General features: G+C 56.8%; 13 protein-coding genes and 1 tRNA gene. 9 read left to right on the top strand and 5 right to left on the bottom strand.

Annotated elements, in window-relative coordinates:
* Window positions 1-6: 6 nt before the first annotated feature.
* From ACR0ER_RS01450 to miaA, 5 genes are all read right to left on the bottom strand, one after another.
* Window positions 7-2094, bottom strand: coding sequence for a dipeptide ABC transporter ATP-binding protein (locus ACR0ER_RS01450; protein WP_480767407.1), 2088 nt, complete (start codon window positions 2092-2094; stop codon window positions 7-9).
* 92 nt (window positions 2095-2186) lie between these two features.
* Complete coding sequence (locus ACR0ER_RS01445; RefSeq protein ID WP_480767406.1) at window positions 2187-3650, bottom strand: ABC transporter permease; 1464 nt, start codon at window positions 3648-3650, stop codon at window positions 2187-2189.
* Window positions 3651-3663: 13 nt separating this feature from the next.
* A complete protein-coding gene (locus ACR0ER_RS01440; protein WP_480767405.1) occupies window positions 3664-4710 on the bottom strand; it encodes an ABC transporter permease in 1047 nt (348 codons plus the stop codon).
* Window positions 4711-4829: 119 nt separating this feature from the next.
* Entirely contained in the window at window positions 4830-6500 is a 1671-nt protein-coding gene (locus ACR0ER_RS01435) for an ABC transporter substrate-binding protein (protein ID WP_170331330.1), read from the bottom strand.
* Window positions 6501-6809: 309 nt separating this feature from the next.
* Window positions 6810-7703: a tRNA (adenosine(37)-N6)-dimethylallyltransferase MiaA gene (gene miaA / locus ACR0ER_RS01430; RefSeq protein ID WP_480767404.1), complete on the bottom strand. Its 894-nt coding sequence runs from the start codon at window positions 7701-7703 to the stop codon at window positions 6810-6812.
* A gap of 96 nt (window positions 7704-7799) precedes the next feature.
* Here miaA and pyrH point away from each other — a divergent pair, with 96 nt between their 5' ends.
* From pyrH to ACR0ER_RS01385, 9 genes are all read left to right on the top strand, one after another.
* Window positions 7800-8552, top strand: a complete 753-nt coding sequence (gene pyrH / locus ACR0ER_RS01425; protein ID WP_170331334.1) for a UMP kinase — start codon at window positions 7800-7802, stop codon at window positions 8550-8552.
* A 211-nt stretch (window positions 8553-8763) separates the two neighbouring features.
* Complete coding sequence (locus ACR0ER_RS01420) at window positions 8764-10350, top strand: BCCT family transporter (protein ID WP_480767403.1); 1587 nt, start codon at window positions 8764-8766, stop codon at window positions 10348-10350.
* 223 nt (window positions 10351-10573) lie between these two features.
* A complete protein-coding gene (locus ACR0ER_RS01415) occupies window positions 10574-11998 on the top strand; it encodes a cryptochrome/photolyase family protein (RefSeq protein WP_480767402.1) in 1425 nt (474 codons plus the stop codon).
* Between the two features lie 69 nt (window positions 11999-12067).
* Window positions 12068-13276 (top strand): class I SAM-dependent methyltransferase, encoded by a 1209-nt coding sequence (locus ACR0ER_RS01410; RefSeq protein ID WP_480767401.1) that lies wholly within the window; start codon window positions 12068-12070, stop codon window positions 13274-13276.
* A gap of 16 nt (window positions 13277-13292) precedes the next feature.
* Window positions 13293-13733 (top strand): TrgA family protein, encoded by a 441-nt coding sequence (locus ACR0ER_RS01405; RefSeq protein WP_480767400.1) that lies wholly within the window; start codon window positions 13293-13295, stop codon window positions 13731-13733.
* Window positions 13699-14880, top strand: coding sequence for an NUDIX domain-containing protein (locus ACR0ER_RS01400; protein ID WP_480767399.1), 1182 nt, complete (start codon window positions 13699-13701; stop codon window positions 14878-14880). Before ACR0ER_RS01405 ends, ACR0ER_RS01400 begins: the two co-directional genes overlap by 35 nt.
* A 69-nt stretch (window positions 14881-14949) precedes the next feature.
* Window positions 14950-15984, top strand: a complete 1035-nt coding sequence (locus ACR0ER_RS01395) for a cysteine synthase A (protein ID WP_480767398.1) — start codon at window positions 14950-14952, stop codon at window positions 15982-15984.
* Window positions 15984-18425, top strand: a complete 2442-nt coding sequence (locus ACR0ER_RS01390) for a DUF3772 domain-containing protein (RefSeq protein WP_480767397.1) — start codon at window positions 15984-15986, stop codon at window positions 18423-18425. Before ACR0ER_RS01395 ends, ACR0ER_RS01390 begins: the two co-directional genes overlap by 1 nt.
* Window positions 18426-18515: 90 nt before the next feature.
* A tRNA-Ser gene (locus tag ACR0ER_RS01385) sits at window positions 18516-18605 on the top strand.
* Window positions 18606-18626 lie beyond the last annotated feature (21 nt).

The raw sequence follows: 18626 nt of genomic DNA, 5'->3' as shown, positions 1-18626 counted from the left end.
AAGGGATTACTCTGCCGCGATTTTGATGACCGGCTCCATTCGGGCCAGAATGTCTTCGGACAGGTGGCACTTTACCTGATGGCCGTCGGCCAGAGTTTTCACCGGTGGCACGTCGCGTTCGCACATCCCGCCTGGAACTTCTGACTTCCACCGGCACCGGGTCTGGAACGGACACCCAGGAGGCGGATTCATTGCCGAGGGGATATCCCCCTCCAGCACGATATGCTGCTTTTCTATCGACGTATCGGCGATCGGAACAGCGCTCAGCAACGCTTCGGTATAGGGGTGATAGGGCGGGGCAAAGACCTGATCCGTCGTGCCCAGTTCCACCACATGGCCCAGGTACATCACCATTACGCGATCGCTAAGGTAACGTACGATGGACAGGTCGTGGCTGATGAACAAAAGAGTGGTTTTGTGTTCTCGCTGAATCTCCATCAACAGATCGGTTACCGCTGCCTGCACGGACACGTCCAGCGCCGAAACGGGTTCATCCGCGACCACGATCCTTGCATCTCCGGCAAAGGCACGGGCGATACCGACGCGTTGTTTCTGACCACCGGACAACTGCCGGGGCATCCGATCCGCAAAGGCGCGGGGCAGTTTCACCAGATCCAAAAGTTCCAACATCCGCTTTTTGCGCTCCGCCTCGGAGTTGCCGACGCCAAAAATTTCCAGTGCGCGGATGATCTGACGGCCCACGGTCATCGAGGGGTTCAGCGTGTCAAAGGGGTTCTGGAACACCATCTGCACTTCGCCAACGGTCTTGGCGTCACGCTGTTCGATCGGGACGGCTTCGATATTGCGATTGTCCAACAGGATCTGGCCGTCGGTTGCCGTTTCCAGCCCCATCAGCACCTTGGCGAACGTGGACTTGCCGCAGCCGGATTCACCGACGATGGCCAGCGTCTCAGACTCATGTGCTTCGAAGCTGAGCGTTTCGTTGGCCTTCACCACCTTGGTTTCACCGCCGCCGAACAGGGCATTCGCAGCCACCTCATAATATTTCTTGAGGTTGTCCATCTTCAAAACGGTGCGACCGATCTCGGCTTTTTCCTTTTGCTCTCCCACGGTGATCGGCGCGTTCCAATCAATTTCCTTGAACTTCAGGCAGCGCGTGTGGTGGCGATCATTGCCCGGCACCGGCTCCATTAGGATGTTCTGCGCATCACAGAGACCTTCTTCGAAATAGTCGCAGCGCGGGCCAAAGTTGCAACCCGGAGGGCGTTCGTGGGGCAGGGGAAAGTTACCCGGAATCGCCACCAGCGGTCGCGCGTTCTTGTCGGCCCCCGGCAACGGGATCGAACGGAACAGCGCCTGCGTATAGGGGTGCTGCATTTCGTCGAAGACATCGTGGATTGAGCCGCGTTCAACCGCTTCACCGGAGTACATCACGCATAGTCGGTCGCAGGTCTCTAGAACCAGGCCGAGGTTGTGCGAGATGAACAGCATCGAAGTGCCGTACTTCTTGCCCAGATCCTTTACAAGTTCGACAACGGCGGCCTCAACCGTCACGTCCAAAGCGGTGGTCGGTTCATCCAAGATCAAGAGCGCCGGCTTGGACATCAGCGCCATAGCGATGACGATCCGCTGCTGCTGTCCACCTGACAACTGGTGGGGGAAAGAGTTCAACATCCGCTCGGGGTCAGGCAGGCGAACGTCCGTAACCACTTCCAAAGCGCGGGCATACGCCTCGTCGGAACTGACGCCCTCGTGGATCATCGGAACTTCCATCAACTGCTTGCCGATTTTCATCGCCGGGTTCAGCGAGGCCATCGGCTCTTGATAGATCATCGCGATCTCGTTGCCGCGAATATCGCGCAGTTCTTCGGCTGACATTTCCGAAAGGTCGCGGCCCTTGAACTTGATCGAGCCACCCACGATGCGCCCGTTCTTGCCAAGGTCCTGCATGACCCCCAGTGCCACGGTGGACTTGCCGCAGCCGGATTCACCAACCAATCCTACGGCTTCGCCCGGTTGTACACTGACTGAGAAGTCCATCACGGCGGGGATTTCCCGCAGCCGGGTAAAGAATGAAATCGACAGTTTGTCGATCTCCAGAATTGGCCCGTCATAATCCGCCAGTTTGTTCATCTGTGTTTCTCCTCGCGAGAGTCAGGGCTATCCCCATCATCTGGCTAAAATCTCGGGGAACCGGGGGGGCTGGCCCCCCGGCCTCGATCACATCAGTCTTTCAGACTTTCCTCGCGCAGGCCGTCGGCCAGCAGGTTCAGACCAAGAACCAATGACAACAGCGCCAACGCAGGCGGTAGGGCCGGGTGCAGATAGATCGACAGCAGCTTGCGCCCCTCGTTGATCGTTGACCCCCAGTCCGGGCTTTCCGGCGGCAACCCAAGGCCAAAGAAGCCCAACGTTCCCAGCAGGATGGTGGTATAGCCAATCCGCAGACAGAAATCGACGATCAGCGGACCGCGTGCGTTGGGCAGAATCTCCCACAGCATGATGTACCAGGGGCCTTCGCCACGGGTCTGTGCAGCTGCCACGTAGTCACGCGTTTTGATATCCATCGCCAGTCCCCGCACAATGCGGAACACAGTGGGCGAATTCACAAAAACCACCGAAACAAACACTACCAGAATACCGCCGGGGATATCAAAGAGGTCCAGATAAGTCGGCAGACCCCAGATGCGGTAACTGTCAGTGTTGATGATGTAGCCGCCGGTTGAAATCAGTGACAGATACAGCCACAGCGCAATGCCCAATACTCCGATCAATAGCGGTGTGCGGAAATTCGGTCGGGTGTAATAACGCGAGTTCAACAGTACGCCGAGGAACAGGATCGGGAACACGAACAGGACCGCTGCCATATAGTTCGGTACCCCGGTCGCCACGATTTCCGGCGTGACCAGAAGATAGAAAAGCAGGATCACGGGGAAGGCTAGGATCAGGTTGGCGAGGAAGGACAGGAACGTGTCTAGACGACCGCCATAGAACCCGGCAGGCAGGCCCAGAGTAATACCGACCATGAAGGCAAACATGGTCGCCAGCGGGGCGATCTGCACCACGATCCACGCGCCTTTGACCATACGGCTAAAGACATCTCGGGCCAGATTGTCGCCGCCCAACAGGTACCAGGCGTATTCGCCGTCCTCCGCAGAAGGGAGGGGTGTTCCGGGCACCTTGTTCTTCATACCCGACACCTGATCCAGCGGATCGTGGGTGATGATCAGGTCCATGGCGCCAAAGACGCCGGTGAAAACCCAGAACATCACAAGGCCAAAGCCGATCATGCCGATGGGGCTGTCAAACAGTTTGCCGTAAAGTCCCAGTTTGCGTTTAAAGGCAATCGACATGGCGAAAAGAATGACCAGCGACAGCCAGACGGGCAGAAACTGCTGTGAAATCGCGCCGATGATGCCTGCGCTGGTACCCATGAGAATGCCCAGCAAGATGTAGGCCAACGCGAGCGCAACACAGGCCGCAAAGCTGTATCGCAGCGCCTTCTGCGTCAGTCCGCGCAGGCCCGATCCGGTGCTTATCGTACCATCAATATTCACGCTCACTGGCGCTTCCGGCAATACGATACTGCCAAGTATCCAAACGACGATCGAAATCAGCAGGGCTGCGATTGCGATCATCAGCAAAGGGTTCAGGATGGCGATAGAGCCGGTCCAGGTAAGTGGTTCCATGATCTATCCCTCCTTACGAAATACGGATGCGGGGGTTGAGGTAGACATAACCGATATCCGAGATCAGCTGCGTCACCAGCACCACAAAGACCGACACGACCGAGATCGCCAGCAAAAGCTGAATGTCGTTGTTGCCTGCCGCCTGAACCAGCGCCCAGCCAAAGCCCTTGTAGTTGAACAGGGTCTCAACGATCACGACGCCGTTCAGCAGCCAGGGGAACTGCAGCATGATAACGGTAAATGGCGCGATCAGGGCATTGCGCAGTGCGTGTTTCATGACAATGTTGGAAAACGACACGCCTTTCAGGCGCGCGGTTCGGATATATTGCGCCGTCATCACCTCTGTCATGGAGGCGCGGGTCATTCGGGCGATGTAGCCCATCCCATAAAGCGCAATGGTCAACACTGGCAGGAAGAAGTTCTCGAACGTCGGGTTCTCCATCGCCTGTGTCGCTGTGCCTTTGAACCATTTCAAGCCCACAGCGGACGAGGTGAAGATGGCGATGAAAATAACGCCCGAGACGTATTCTGGTGTCGCAGTAGTGGTGATCGCAAAGGTCGAGAGGGTCCGGTCCGTGGCCGATCCTTCTTTCATTCCAGCCATAATACCGAGGATCAGTGCCGACGGAACCATCAGCAACATCACCCAGAACATCAGCCTGCCGGTCAGGCCCAGACGGGTTCCCACGACCGTTGAAACTTCTTCTTTGAAGACGGTCGAATAACCCCAGTATCCCTGCAGGATGCCGCAGAACTTGGGGGAATCTTCCGCAGATTCACCTGGCAGAATACATCTGCCTTGAACCGTGCCGTCTTCATTCGTATGCCGATAGGACGGCAATACTCCCAACCACTCGCCGTATTTGACCGGCATCGGCTGAAGATACCCGTTCTTTTCCAGATAACTTTCAACCTGCTCATCCGACATCCTGAAGTTGCCCTGCGTTTTCGCAAGCTTTTCGAGGTTCGGATACAGGTTAGTGAGGAAAAAGACTAAGAATGTCAGACATAATGCCGTCAGGAGCATGATGCCAACACGCTTTAGAATGAAAAGTCCCATAGTGGCCCCTGTTGGTAGGCTAGCGCGAAGATTATTCGGTTCGACGCGTCGCTGTTTTTGGGTCGCCTGATTAAGACGAAAAGGCCGCACCTATTTGGCGCGGCCTGTTTGTTTTCGGCTTAGCCAACGATGCCGAATTTATAAAGCTGGGGCAGGTCGGCGATGTGCTTTTCAACACCGACCATGTTGTCGCGGTGGTGGCGCATCGCGGTCCGCCAATAGGGCTGGATAACAACGCCTTCGTCGATCATGATCGCCTGCAGCTTGCCCATCACTTCGCGACGTTGGTCCACATCGGTAATGGAATTTGCTTCGGCCAGCAGGGTGTCGAACTCTTCGTTGGAGAAACCGGATTCGTTCCATGCAACGCCTGACTTGTAGGCCAGTGCAAGGATTTGCGTACCGAGCGGGCGGTGGTTCCAGTTTGTCGAAGAGTACGGGTATTTGGTCCAGTCATTCCAGAAGGTCGACCCTGGCAGAACCGTGTGTTTGGCCTTGATGCCCGCGTCGTTAAGCTGCGCAACGACGGCCGCAGTCGTGTTCCGACGCCAATCGTCATCAATGGACTGAACTTCGTGCTCGAAATCGCCCATGCCGGCTTCGTCCATCAACGCTTTGGCTGCGGCCGGGTCATACGGAATGCGGGTCACTTCCGAGTCGTATTCCGGATGCATAGGGCCGACATGGCTGTTTTCGGCGACAATGCCGTAGCCGGACATGCCAAGTTCCAGACAGACCGCGTTGTCGACAGCCATCGCAAGCGCCTGACGCACGCGTTTGTCGCCGTAGATTTTGTTACCGTCCGCATCTTCGGCCAACTGGTTGGGACGGATTACAATGGTGAAACCGGACGGGATTTCCGAGCGGACAAGGCCGATGCTGTCAAAGATGTCGACAAATTCACCGACCGACTCCCAATTCATGTCGATTTCTTCGGCCTCATAGGCAGCAAGGAAAGCGGCAGGGTCGGTGCCGTAGTCGATGAACTCGATCCTGTCGATATAGCCACCTTTACCGGCTTCATATCCCCACCAATCAAAGTCTTCATTGCGGACCAGAACACCTTTCACGCCAACTTCGTGGCTCTCCGGCAGCATGAATCCGGTACCAATCGGATTGTCCAACATAGTGTTGGGGTCATGGCTGCTGTGCACGATGGCACCGGGATAGTCAGCCATGCCGGGGATGATCGTGATATCCGGAGCGCTACACTTCAGCTTGACCGTGTGGCTGTCGACAACAGTAATTGCACCCTCTGCGGCTTGCTGGGTGCTTTCGTCGATCAGCGATGACATTCGTGACGCCATCGAGTTGCCCTCGACCGAGGAATCACACCATCCGGTAATATTGCGCGCAACATCTTCGGCAGTGAAATCGTCACCATTGTTCCATTTCACGCCCTTACGGACGTTCAAGGTGTACTCGGTGGCGTCGTCGTTGGCTTCCCAACTTTCCAGAAGCATAGGCTTGAACGATCCGTCGTTGTTGTACTCGACCAGATATTCCAACCAACCTGCGGTGAAGGTGGCGATCTGAGTCCAGTCAAAGGTCCGAGGATCTTTCAGCGCGCGTACTTCCATCTGATAGCGGATGGTTCCACCCCGCTGCGGCTCTTGCGCTGCGGCAGGCGATTGCAGGCCGATCATCCCGTAGGCCGCTGGCACGGCAACACCCAGCGCGGTGGCGCGGGCCAGGAATTCTCGCCGGTTCAGTTTGCCATCCCGATACTCCTGAGCGTGCATTTCTGCGGCCCAATGAATCGGGGTTCCGGTGATGGTTTGGTTTTTCATCAATGTCTCTCCCTGATGACATGTTTTGTTTTTGAAGAAGGTTGGAACCGCTCGAACCGGTCAGTTTCCGGCAGCAGTTTCACGGATTTTTTGAGTTCTGAATGTCCCCATAGGCCCATTCGGCCCCAGAATCCGGATCAGGTCAATGTTCGAAATCGTCATTCATGATACAAAAGCGACATGGTCAGAGATTGTTGTGCCATGCCCGACGCCCGGATCCGGGTGAATTCGCTATGTATACTGTGGTGAACCGACAGATTCCTTCCTTGCAGGGAATCGGTTAGGAAAATTCCTCAGGAAATCGACGTATCATTTTGCGAAATCTACCCGATTCCAGTTTTTCATCCGCGCACGGAACCAGGTTCGTTGACGTTTGGCAAATTGACGGGTGGAAATCGCCGCACGTTCGCGGGCGGCGTTCAGGGTCATCTTTCCTTCCAGATACGCGATCAATTCCGGCACACCGATCGCCTTGAAGGCTGGCAGGGTCGGATCATAGAGGCCGCGCATCGCCTCGACCTCTTGCAGCGCGCCAGTGTCCAGCATCTGATCGAACCGCCGTTTGATACGGTCCAGCAGCCATTCCTTGTTCACGTCAAAGACGATCGGCACCGTGTCTGACAAGTTCAGAACCGGAGGCGGGGTGTCGGCTTGCCAGTCTCTCAGGCTGCGCCCGGTGGCTTGCTGAACTTCCCAGGCGCGCTGAACGCGAGCGCGGTTCTGGGTGTCGATCCGACCCAGCGTTAGCGCATCCACTCCGGCGATCAAAGAGGGCAGGTCCATTTGATCAGCCTCAGCCCGAACTGCAGGTGGCGTGGCTGGGATGTCGGCCATCCCTTCGGTCAGAGCAGAGAAATACAGGCCGGTGCCACCGACGATGATCGGTCGTTGATCCCCAGATAGCAGCGGCGTTACCTCGCGCAGCCAGTGACCGGTGGAATAGTCCTGATTAAAAGCGATATGACCATATAGTAGATGCGGAGCGCGGGCCTCTTCCTCGGCTGAAGGTCGCGCCGAAATCACCCGCCAGCAATCATAGACCTGGCTGGCATCCGCATTCACGATCACACCGCCAAAGGTCTCGGCGATCTGCAAGGCCAGCGCTGATTTCCCCGATGCAGTCGGCCCCGCGATCAGCACTGGTTTGTTGTCGTCAATCGGGGGCAGGCGGTCCCAAAACTGCGATCTTTCGTTATTGGCCATCCGGGTGCGCCCCAATCCTCACCATCCGCATTGAACCTGCGGAGTTTTTGCTTCATTTTGCGCCGAAATTAACCCCGTGCCAGCCCGGAGCGCAACATGAGCCTGACCGAGACACTCGAAACCACCGAGACCCCAAAAGCGAAGTACAACCGCGTGATGCTGAAAATCTCGGGCGAAGCGCTGATGGGGGATCAGGGATTTGGTCTGCACCCGCCGACTGTTCAGCGCATCGCGCAAGAGGTCAAGTCGGTGCACGATCTGGGTGTCGAGATCTGTATGGTGATCGGCGGCGGCAACATCTTCCGCGGCCTTAGCGGCTCTGCACAGGGGATGGAGCGTACAACGGCTGACTACATGGGAATGCTGGCAACGGTCATGAACGCGCTGGGGATGCAGTCGGCATTGGAAGAGATTGGCGTCTTTACCCGTGTCATCTCGGCCATTCGCATGGATGAAGTGTGTGAGCCCTATATCCGTCGCCGCGCTGTTCGGCACTTGGAAAAGAAGCGGGTCTGCATATTTGCCGCCGGTACCGGCAACCCGTATTTCACCACCGATACCGCTGCGACCCTGCGTGCCAACGAAATGGCGTGCGAGGCGATCTTCATGGGCAAGAACGGCGTCGATGGCGTCTATGACAAAGACCCGAAGGTTCACGCGGACGCGGTGCGTTATGACACGGTCAGCTATGACGATGTTCTGGCAAAACGGCTGAAGGTCATGGATGCTTCGGCCATTGCGTTGGCGCGGGACAACAATCTGCCGCTGATTGTCTTTGGTCTGGACGAGCCCGGCGGGTTCCGCGGCATTCTGGCGGGTGAGGGCACCTACACCAAAGTTCAGGGCTAATTGTAACACACTGAATGCGAAGGCCGGGGTCACATCCCCGGCCTTTTTTGTGTGCGGATACCGGTTCTATCGGTTCAAAAACTTACTCTTTACCCATGTCGGTATTTGTAGGTTTTGTCGTTTTCTCGTGATATGTGGTCTTCTCAGCCAACCCTTTTCGGCACGGGATATTGAAAGTCCTGAGCACCGAATAAGGGAAGGAAGAGAACCTATGTCCGATAATATGGAGACCGACTATGAGGTCGGTCAGGACAACGTTCAGATTATGGGTCTGGACGTTCACAATCCGGTCTTTGCCGTATCGGGGCTTACCATCATTGCATTCGTGTTTTTCTCGCTCGTGTTTCGCGAGCAGGCGACCGAATTCTTTGGGTGGCTTCGTCCGGCACTGACCAGCCAGTTCGACTGGGTGTTCATGATCGCAGCCAACATTTTTGTGGTGTTTTCGCTGCTGTTAATCGTCACGCCTTATGGCTCGATCCGTCTGGGTGGAGACGATGCCAAGCCGGACTACAGCTATGCCGGATGGTTCTCGATGCTGTTTGCCGCAGGCATGGGCATCGGGCTGGTGTTCTGGGGCGTGGCCGAGCCGATTTCACACTACGGGTCATCGGTTGGCGGCGTAGCAGTTGGTGAAGACGGCGTGCGCACCGATTGGGCACCGTTGGGGGCAGGGCTGGAAGACCCGGAAGCCTCGAAAAAGCTGGCGATGGCGGCGACCATCTTCCACTGGGGTATGCACCCTTGGGCCGTCTATGCTGTCGTGGCGCTGGCTCTGGCCTTTTTCAGCTTTAACCGCGGTCTGCCTCTGACCATGCGGTCGGTGTTCTATCCGCTGTTTGGCGAAGCAACATGGGGCCCGCTGGGGCATATCATTGATGTTCTGGCCGTGTTTGCGACCATCTTTGGTCTGGCCACATCGCTGGGTCTGGGTGCGACGCAGGCGCTGGCCGGTCTGAATTATCTGTTCGATGTTCCGATCTCGGATGGCATGAAAGTGCTGCTGATTGGGTTGATTACGGTTTTTGCTCTGATCTCGGTTGTTGCTGGCCTCGACAAAGGGGTAAAGCGCCTGTCCGAAGCCAATATGATCCTGGCTGCGGCTCTGTTGTTGCTGGTGCTGATCGTTGGACCGACCGTCGCGATTCTAACCGGCTTTTTCGACAGCATGATCGAGTACTTCATAGCGTTGCCCGCTCTGTCGAACTGGGTCGGTCGTGAAGACACCAACTTCATGCAGGGCTGGACTACGTTCTATTGGGCGTGGTGGATTTCCTGGTCGCCTTTCGTTGGCATGTTCATCGCCCGTATTTCGCGTGGCCGCACGGTGCGTGAATTCGTGACTTGTGTAATCCTGATTCCGACAGTTGTCGGTGCGCTTTGGATGAGCGTTTTCGGTGGCGCAGCGCTGGATCAGGTCATGTCTGGTTCTGGGCAGGCCCTGTCGGACGCGGCTCTTGAGCTGAAAATGTTCAAGATGTTCGAAGCCTTCCCGATGACCGGTCTGCTGTCCTTTGTCGGCATCATCCTAGTTGTTGTGTTCTTCGTAACCAGTTCGGACTCGGGGTCGCTGGTGATCGACACGATCACAGCAGGAGGCAAGACAGATGCCCCAACGGCGCAGCGCGTGTTCTGGTGCATCCTTGAAGGCGCCATTGCCGTCGTACTGTTACTGGGCGGAGGGCTTGGCGCTTTGCAGGCTGCCGCGATTGCAACCGGCTTTCCGTTTGCGATCGTGCTGGTGCTGATGTGCGTATCGATCTTCATCGGTCTGGCGAACGAAAAACGCCGCCGTTGAGGCGAGAAATATCTACGAAAGCCCCGGCCTTGCGTCGGGGCTTTTTTGTTCGGGGTCGGGGTGACCAGTTTCTCTGCTCTGACTGACTATGCGCTGACGATTTCATCTCTCAACGCCCTATTTCTCGCAACAGGAAATTGGTCAGTTATTGAAAGTACTTGACGCAGTTTTGTGATCCGGTTTCCGTTCGGCTTCGTAGTGCAAGGAAAACAACCGGGCGGTCATGGAAAACAAGCAATCTCCGATCATCATGTGGTTCCGGCGCGACTTCCGCCTATCGGATCATCCGGCGCTAAGCGTGGCAGTCCGGTCCGGGCGCCCTGTCATCGCGCTTTTCATTCTGGACGACCTTGCCGCAGCACTGGGCGCGGCACCAAAATGGCGGCTTGGTCTTGGGCTGGCCGCCTTTGCGCAGTCGCTTAGGAAGGCGAGTAATCGCCTGATCCTGCGGCGCGGAGATCCGTTGTCCGTTCTGCAGGAATTGATCGCAGAATCTGGCGCGACTTCTGTCTATTGGTCACGGGCCTACGATCCGGACGCAATTGCGCGTGACACTCGTATCAAATCGGCTCTGACCAAGCAGGGCGTTGAGGCCAGATCGTTTGCCGGCCACTTGTTGTTCGAACCTTGGACTGTGGCCACCAAGGCTGGTCAGCCTTTCCGTGTCTTCACTCCAATGTGGCGCGCTGTTCAGCGGCGGGAAGTTGCGGCACCGGAAGCTGCACCCTACGTTATTTCCGCACCTCAGATATGGCCTGCGTCCGAAAACTTGGAAGCATGGAAATTAGGGCGTGCCATGAACCGCGGTGCGGCGGTTGTTGCGCCTTATCTTCGGTCCGGTGAACCTGCGGCATTTGAGGTTCTTCACGGGTTTCTGGACCGCATCTCAAACTACTCGGAGGATCGGAACCGTCTGGATACGGATGGTACCTCGGATTTGTCCGAATACCTGTCTTTAGGCGAAATCGGGCCGCGCAGCGTTTGGCACGCGGTCCAGCACGCTGCGATGACTGGCACCCAAGGCACGGATACGTTCCTGCGCCAACTGGTCTGGCGCGAGTTTGCGTATCACCTGATGTTCCACACGCCGCACTTGCTGAACGGAAATTGGAAACAGGAATGGGACGCATTCCCTTGGAACGAGGATGCCAGCCAGCCTGAAGTCGTCGCGTGGCAGCAGGGGCGCACCGGAGTTCCGGCGGTGGATGCCGGGTTGCGTCAGATGTACGTGACCGGCAGAATGCACAATCGCGCGCGTATGATTGCAGCCAGCTATCTGACCAAGCATCTGATGACACATTGGAAAATCGGTATGAGCTGGTTTGCCGATTGCCTGATCGATTGGGATCCGGCGGCAAATGCGATGGGCTGGCAATGGGTTGCAGGCTCTGGACCGGACGCTTCGCCCTTCTTTCGGATTTTCAATCCGCAGACGCAGCAGGAAAAATTCGACCCCGGAGGGGCTTATTTGAAACGATGGATTGCCGAGGGGCAAGCCACGCCATCGGCGACGGCACTGGCCTATTTCGAAGCTGTACCGCGATCATGGGCGCTTGATCCTGCGTCTACGTACCCCGAACCTGTGGTCGATCTTACAAGTGGACGAGCGCGAGCTTTGGCGGCCTATGAAAGCCGAAAATCCGGGTAAGGAACTGAAAACTTGCCAGAAACACAAACTCGGCCTAGCTTTGAACCACGGCCGCACAGGGGAGAGCGGATGATCCTAACCACGACAGAAGGGCAGAAAGACCTGCCCAGATATTTTGCTCAAGTCTTCAAAATGCTGAACCGGATGGAGTCCGGGCGAATGGACATCGCCTTGCCCGACGGCCGGGTTTTTCGGTCCGAAGGGGCCAGGCCGGGGCCGGTCGCGCGGGTCGATATCCATGATCCGGACGTCTTTGCACGTTTGATCCGTGAGGGCGAACTGGGCTTTTCCGATGCCTACCTGGAAGGCGATTGGAGCACCCCAGACCTGCGGTCATTCATGGATCTGGTGCATCTGGGTACTGAAACAGTTTATGACGATTTTACCGGAATGTTTCTGGTTCAGGCCTATGAGCGCCTGCGTTTCTGGCTGCACCGAAACCACCGGCGCCAGGCCAAGAAAAACATCTCGTACCACTACGATTTAGGAAATGATTTCTATAGCTTATGGCTGGATGAAACGATGACATATTCCAGCGCGCTGTTTGAGACTGGTCAGGAAAGTTTGGAAAAAGCCCAAACTGCTAAATACGCCAGTTTGGTCGATGAAATGGGTGCAAAGCCCGGAGATCATATTCTTGAGATCGGTTGTGGCTGGGGCGGGTTCGCTGAATATGCCGCAAAAGAGCGTGGCCTTCGGGTCACAGGTCTGACGATCAGTCAAGAGCAGTTGAACTTCGCGCGGCAACGCATAGAAAAAGCAGGGCTTTCTGACCTTGTTGAGTTCAAGTTGCAGGATTACCGTGATGAGCGGGGCCAGTATGATGGGATCGCATCAATAGAGATGTTCGAGGCTGTTGGTCAAAAGTACTGGCCTGTCTACTTCGAAACAGTGCGCGAGCGTTTGAAACCGGGCGCGCAGGCCACTTTGCAAATTATCACTGTCGCGGACCATCGCTGGGATATATACAAGAACGGCGTTGATTTTATTCAGAAATATATCTTCCCTGGGGGTATGCTACCGGCACCATCGGTCCTGAAAGATCAGGTCGCCGAAGCGGGGCTTAACGTGGTGAAGTCGCGGGAATTTGGCAAAAGTTATGATCTGACACTACGTCGATGGTACGAGACGTTCAACGACAAATGGGACGAAATCGCTGAAATGGGCTTCGATGAGCGTTTCCGCCGTATGTGGAACTATTATTTGACCGCGTGCGGCGCAGCCTTTGACACTGGTAACTGCGATGTGACACAGATCACTATAGCAAAACCCAGTTAACAAACGGAAATTCCGAATGCCAAGTGCCCCGCGCCTCGTTGCTGCAATTTGTCTGTTGGTGGTGGCCTTTCTTGTTTCAAGCATGATCATCGACAACGGTGAAGAAGGTAAGGACTACGGCTGGTTCACAGTAGTCAATATGGCCATTGGGGTCGTCTGTGGTTGGAAGATTATGGGCAAACGGGTCGGTCGGGGATGGACCGGAGCGATAAACAACGGGATTACAGGTGTTGCGTCACTCGTTTTCTGGGGGCTGTTTGTTCAAGGCTGTTATGAAATGTTTCGGCTGGCTATGCGTCACAGGTACAATGGCCCGTTTGAGGCCCTGATCGACATTTTCAAAATTGGTATCGACTACAGCCAACTTCTATTGGCGCCGGAAATTCTATGGACTTTGGTGATCGGAGCACTTATCGCCGGTCTTGCAACCGAAGAAGCTGGCCGCCGCTGGCGGTAATCCCCTGGAAATCATCGCGAGTTTCACTCCAGTGTCCGATTTGTTCTTTTACGGTACGCTCAGGCACCAGCCTCTGCTGGAGCTCGTGATTGGCCGCCCTCTGACGCAATTGACGATTGCTCAGGCACACCTCCCGGATCACGCGGTTTATGCAGTAGCAGGGCAGGCTTTTCCGATGATTGTTTCGGAAAAAGGCAGCATAGCCGAAGGTCTGCTGGTACAGGGGTTTAGCCAAGAGGACCTGAACAGGCTGTCTTACTACGAGGGCGGGTTCGATTACGATCTCAGTTCGCAGAACGTGCAGCTTGCCGACGGAACAACCTCCCAGGCCAGCCTGTTCTTCCCGGAACCGGGCCTCTGGACCCCGGACGGGCCGTGGTCGCTACAGGATTGGGTGGAAAAGTGGGCCGAAGTGACCCTGCTGGCCGCACGGGAAGAGCTTGCTTACTACGGCAGGGTCGACGCTGCGATGATTTCCCGCTACTTCTCGCCGATTCGCACCCGCGCCTGGGCCCGCCTGGCGGCGCGCAAGCGGCGGACAGGCGATCCTCGCGACACGGATAAAGACGTCATCGTTCAAAGCCACAAGCACGCCTATGTGAACTATTTCGGCATGGATGAGCTGGAGGTAAGACACCGTCAACATGACGGAACTATGGGGCCGGTCCTGCACCGCAGCGGGTTGATGCAAGGGGCCGCGGTGGTCGTCCTGCCATATGATCCAGTGCGAGATGCCGTTCTGCTGGTCGAGCAATTCCGCGCGCCGGTGTTTTTGATCGACGATCCCGAACCCTGGATGTGGGAGCCGGTGGCTGGCATGATCGATCCGGGTGAAACACCTGAACAGGCCGCCCATCGCGAAGCCATGGAAGAGGCGCAGGTCACGCTGAATGCGTTGGAGTATGCGGGTGCGGCCTATTCCTCAAGCGGGTCATCGAGCGAGTATTTATACCTATATGTCGGGCTGGGTGATCTGACCCGTACGATCGATAATGGTGGAGTGGCTTCCGAAGGCGAGGATATTCGTACGCAGATACTGCCGTACGACACCTTCATGCAGAAGGTGGACAACAATGAATTCAAGGATTTGCCCCTATTGTCGCTAGCCCATTGGCTAGCCCGGCATCGCGACCGTTTGCGCAACTAACTATCGCTGCTTGTGGTTGCCGCACGGCATCTGTAAATCTTCGTTGATACGTAATGAAATGAGGGCGCCATGCGCATTGCACGAGACCTTGCCGACGCAGTCGGGAAAACACCGCTGATCCGGCTGAAGCGCATCAGTGAAGAAACCGGGTGCGAAATTCTTGGCAAGGCCGAGTTCATGAATCCGGGCCAATCGGTCAAGGATCGCGCGGCGCTTTACATCATTCGTGACGCCATCGCGCGCGGAGACCTGAAGCCCGGCGGAACCATTGTCGAAGGTACGGCAGGCAATACTGGCATCGGTTTGGCACTGGTCGGTGCGTCGATGGGCTTCAAGACGGTGATCGTGATCCCGGAAACCCAGTCGGAAGAAAAGAAAGACATGCTGCGACTGGCGGGTGCTCAACTGGTGCAGGTTCCTGCCGCGCCGTACCGCAACCCGAACAATTTCGTGCATTACTCGCGCCGTTTGGCCGAGGAACTGGCGCAGACCGAACCCAATGGCGCGATCTGGGCAAACCAGTTTGACAACGTTGCGAACCGTCAGGCCCATGTCGAAACCACCGGTCCGGAAATCTGGGAACAGACCGGCGGTAAGGTGGATGGCTTTGTCAGCGCCGTTGGCTCGGGCGGAACGCTGGCTGGTGTGGCCGACGCGCTGCAACCCAAGGGTGTCAAAATCGCTCTGGTCGATCCGATGGGGGCGGGGCTCTATTCCTACTACACCACCGGTGAGATCGCGATGGAGGGCAGCTCGATCGCCGAAGGTATCGGTCAGGTACGTATCACGAAGAACCTCGAAGGGTTCAAACCCGACTACGCCTATCAGATGACCGATAACGAAGCGCTACCCTACATCTTTGATCTTCTGCGCGAAGAGGGGCTGGTCATGGGCGGCTCGACCGCGATCAACATGGCCGGTGCTGTGCGTCTGGCCAAGGACCTAGGGCCGGGCCATACCATCGTGACGATCCTGTGCGATTATGGCACGCGTTATCAGTCCAAGCTGTTCAACCCCGAATTCCTGCGCGAAAAGGAACTGCCGGTGCCGGATTGGATGACCGAAGCTCCACGCAGCATTCCCGGCGTGTTCGAGGACCTATGATGCTGCGGCAGGTCCGCCTGTTTCTAACGCTCTTTCTGGTTTGCTTTGCCCTGCTGGGCGGCCCCGTTGCCGCCGAACTGACCGATCAGCAAAGCGAGTACTACCAGAAATGGCTTGCAACGGCGGACCGTGCCGAGACCGAAATCGAAGCTGACCGAACTTCGAACGCAGCGCTTGAGAACCTGCGGTCCGAAATCCACGACTATCGTGAAGATTTCAACCAAGCGCGGAGCGCCAATACCGATCGTATTCAGACCCTTGATGCCCAGATCAAGGCACTTGGGCCTGCGCCCGAAGGCGATGCGACCGAGCCTGAAGAAATCGCCAGATTGCGGGCGCATCTGGAAGATCAATTAAGCAGCCTACAGGTTCCGCGGATCATCTCGGAAGAGGCCTTCAGTCGAGCCAACGGCCTAATCAGCGAGATCGATCGGCTGCTGCGCGACAGGCAAAAGAAAGAGCTTCTTGAACGCGGCCCATCGCCGATCAACCCGGTGTATTGGGGGCCCGCCTGGACTGACATCGTCGAATCCGTGCGCAGTTTGGTCAGCGAATCTGCTTACAACCTGAAGTCCAATATTGTTCAGGACCGTCTGAGAGATCGCGGCCTGGGCATTCTGTTCCTGACCCTCGCCGCGGGTGTATTGCTGTACTACGGGCGCTACTGGTCCGAAGCCGCCGGTAATTATCTTCGGGGTCTTGGCGGACGCGGCATCGGCGTCTGGTCATTTCTGGTTTCGCTGTTACGCATTCTGCTGCCCTGGTTGGGCGTCTGGCTGCTGGTGCAAGCGGTTATAATGACCAGCCTTCTTGGGCTGCGCGGGACACTGCTGATCCAGAACGTCCCGTCTTGGGCTGCCCTGATCTTTTACTATGACTGGATTGGGCGTCAGCTGTACCTCACGCAGGCGGCGCAGAGCTTCAATCGCCTATCCCGCAAGAATGTCACCGAGCTGCGGGTCTATCTCGACATACTGGCGGTCTTCCTGATCACGTATGAGTTCGGGCTGTTGTTCGATCAGATCGAGAACATCACGGATGCGACCCGAGCGGTTATCAGCTTTCCGGTGGTTGTCGGAACCGCTCTGATCCTATTGCGCATTCGCCGAATCCGGACCAGCAGGCCCGTAACGGATGACGCCGAAGCCAGCGAAACGGCGCGCAGTGCTGGTTTAGCACAGATCTTGGAGTTTCTTCGCAAGGCCCTGTTCCTGCTGGGGATCGCCAGCCCAATCCTGGCGGCCGTCGGCTTTACCAACGCGGCCGAGGCGATTGTCTTCCCGGCAGTGAAAACGCTGGTGCTGTTTGCGGCGCTGGCGATCTTCCACCGGTTCCTGACCTCGGTCTATGGCTGGCTCAGCGGGCAAGGTGATTCCGCGCGGGACTCTCTGTTCTCGGTGCTTGCTGGCTTTACCCTCGCTATCCTGACCTTGCCAGTTCTGGCGCTGTATTGGGGCGCGCGGAAAACCGACCTGCTCGAAGTCTGGTCACGGCTGCTGCTTGGGTTCGATATCGGTGGTGTTACGATCTCGCCCAGCAACTTCTTTACTTTCCTGGTCGTGTTCGCCATCGGTTATGGTCTGACACGGTTGCTGCAGAGCGGACTTCGCAACTCGCTGCTGCCCAAGACCAGCATCGATCCGGGCGGGCAGAACGCAATTGCGGCGGGCACCGGATATGTCGGGGTTTTCCTTGCGGCCTTGATCGCCATCATGGTGGCCGGGTTCGATCTATCGTCACTGGCCATCGTCGCCGGTGCGCTGTCGGTTGGTATCGGTTTTGGTTTGCAGACCATCGTATCGAACTTCGTCTCGGGCATCATCCTGCTGGTCGAGCGCCCGATCTCAAAGGGCGACTGGATCGATGTGAACGGGATGATGGGTTACGTGCGTGACATCTCGGTGCGGTCCACGCGGATTGAGACGTTTGACCGGACCGACGTGATTGTTCCGAACTCGGACCTGATCAGCGGAGTAGTGACGAACTACACCCGTGGCAACACCATCGGGCGGGTCATCGTGCCGGTCGGTGTGGCCTATGGCACCGACACCCGCGTGGTTGAGAAAATTCTGGGCGAGGTCGCGAATGCGCACCCTATGGTCTTGGCGCATCCTGCCCCCAGCGTTGTGTTTCAGGGTTTCGGTGCGGATTCTCTGGACTTCGAGATCCGCGCCATTCTGCGTGACGTAAACTGGGTCCTGTCGGTGAAATCCGACATGAACCACGAGATCAACCGCCGCTTTGTCGAAGAGGGGATCGAGATCCCGTTTGCGCAGCGCGATGTCTGGCTGCGCAACCCCGAGGCGTTGCAGGGACGCCCTGCCGCATCGCAACAGACACCAGTGCCCGAAACCAAAAAACCGGCCTCAAAATCACAGTCCGCTGCGCCTGTTGAAATGACCGAGGCCGATCTGGATGGCGGGGACGGCGACGAGGTCTGAGTGCCTGTGTGATGGAACTGCGAAAGGTTGAATTTTCGCTTTAATCGCCCCTTGCAAATCCTTCGGCTATGGTCCACATATCGCGTCCACGGAGAGGTGGCCGAGTGGTCGAAGGCGCACGCCTGGAAAGTGTGTAGGCGGGAAACCGTCTCCAGGGTTCGAATCCCTGTCTCTCCGCCATAACACCCCAAGAATACAGCC

The sequence above is a fragment of the Ruegeria sp. CH8 genome, from assembly GCF_056536985.1.
The sequence above is the reverse complement of the archived record's forward strand: the minus strand, read 5'-3'. Positions and strand labels throughout refer to the sequence as shown.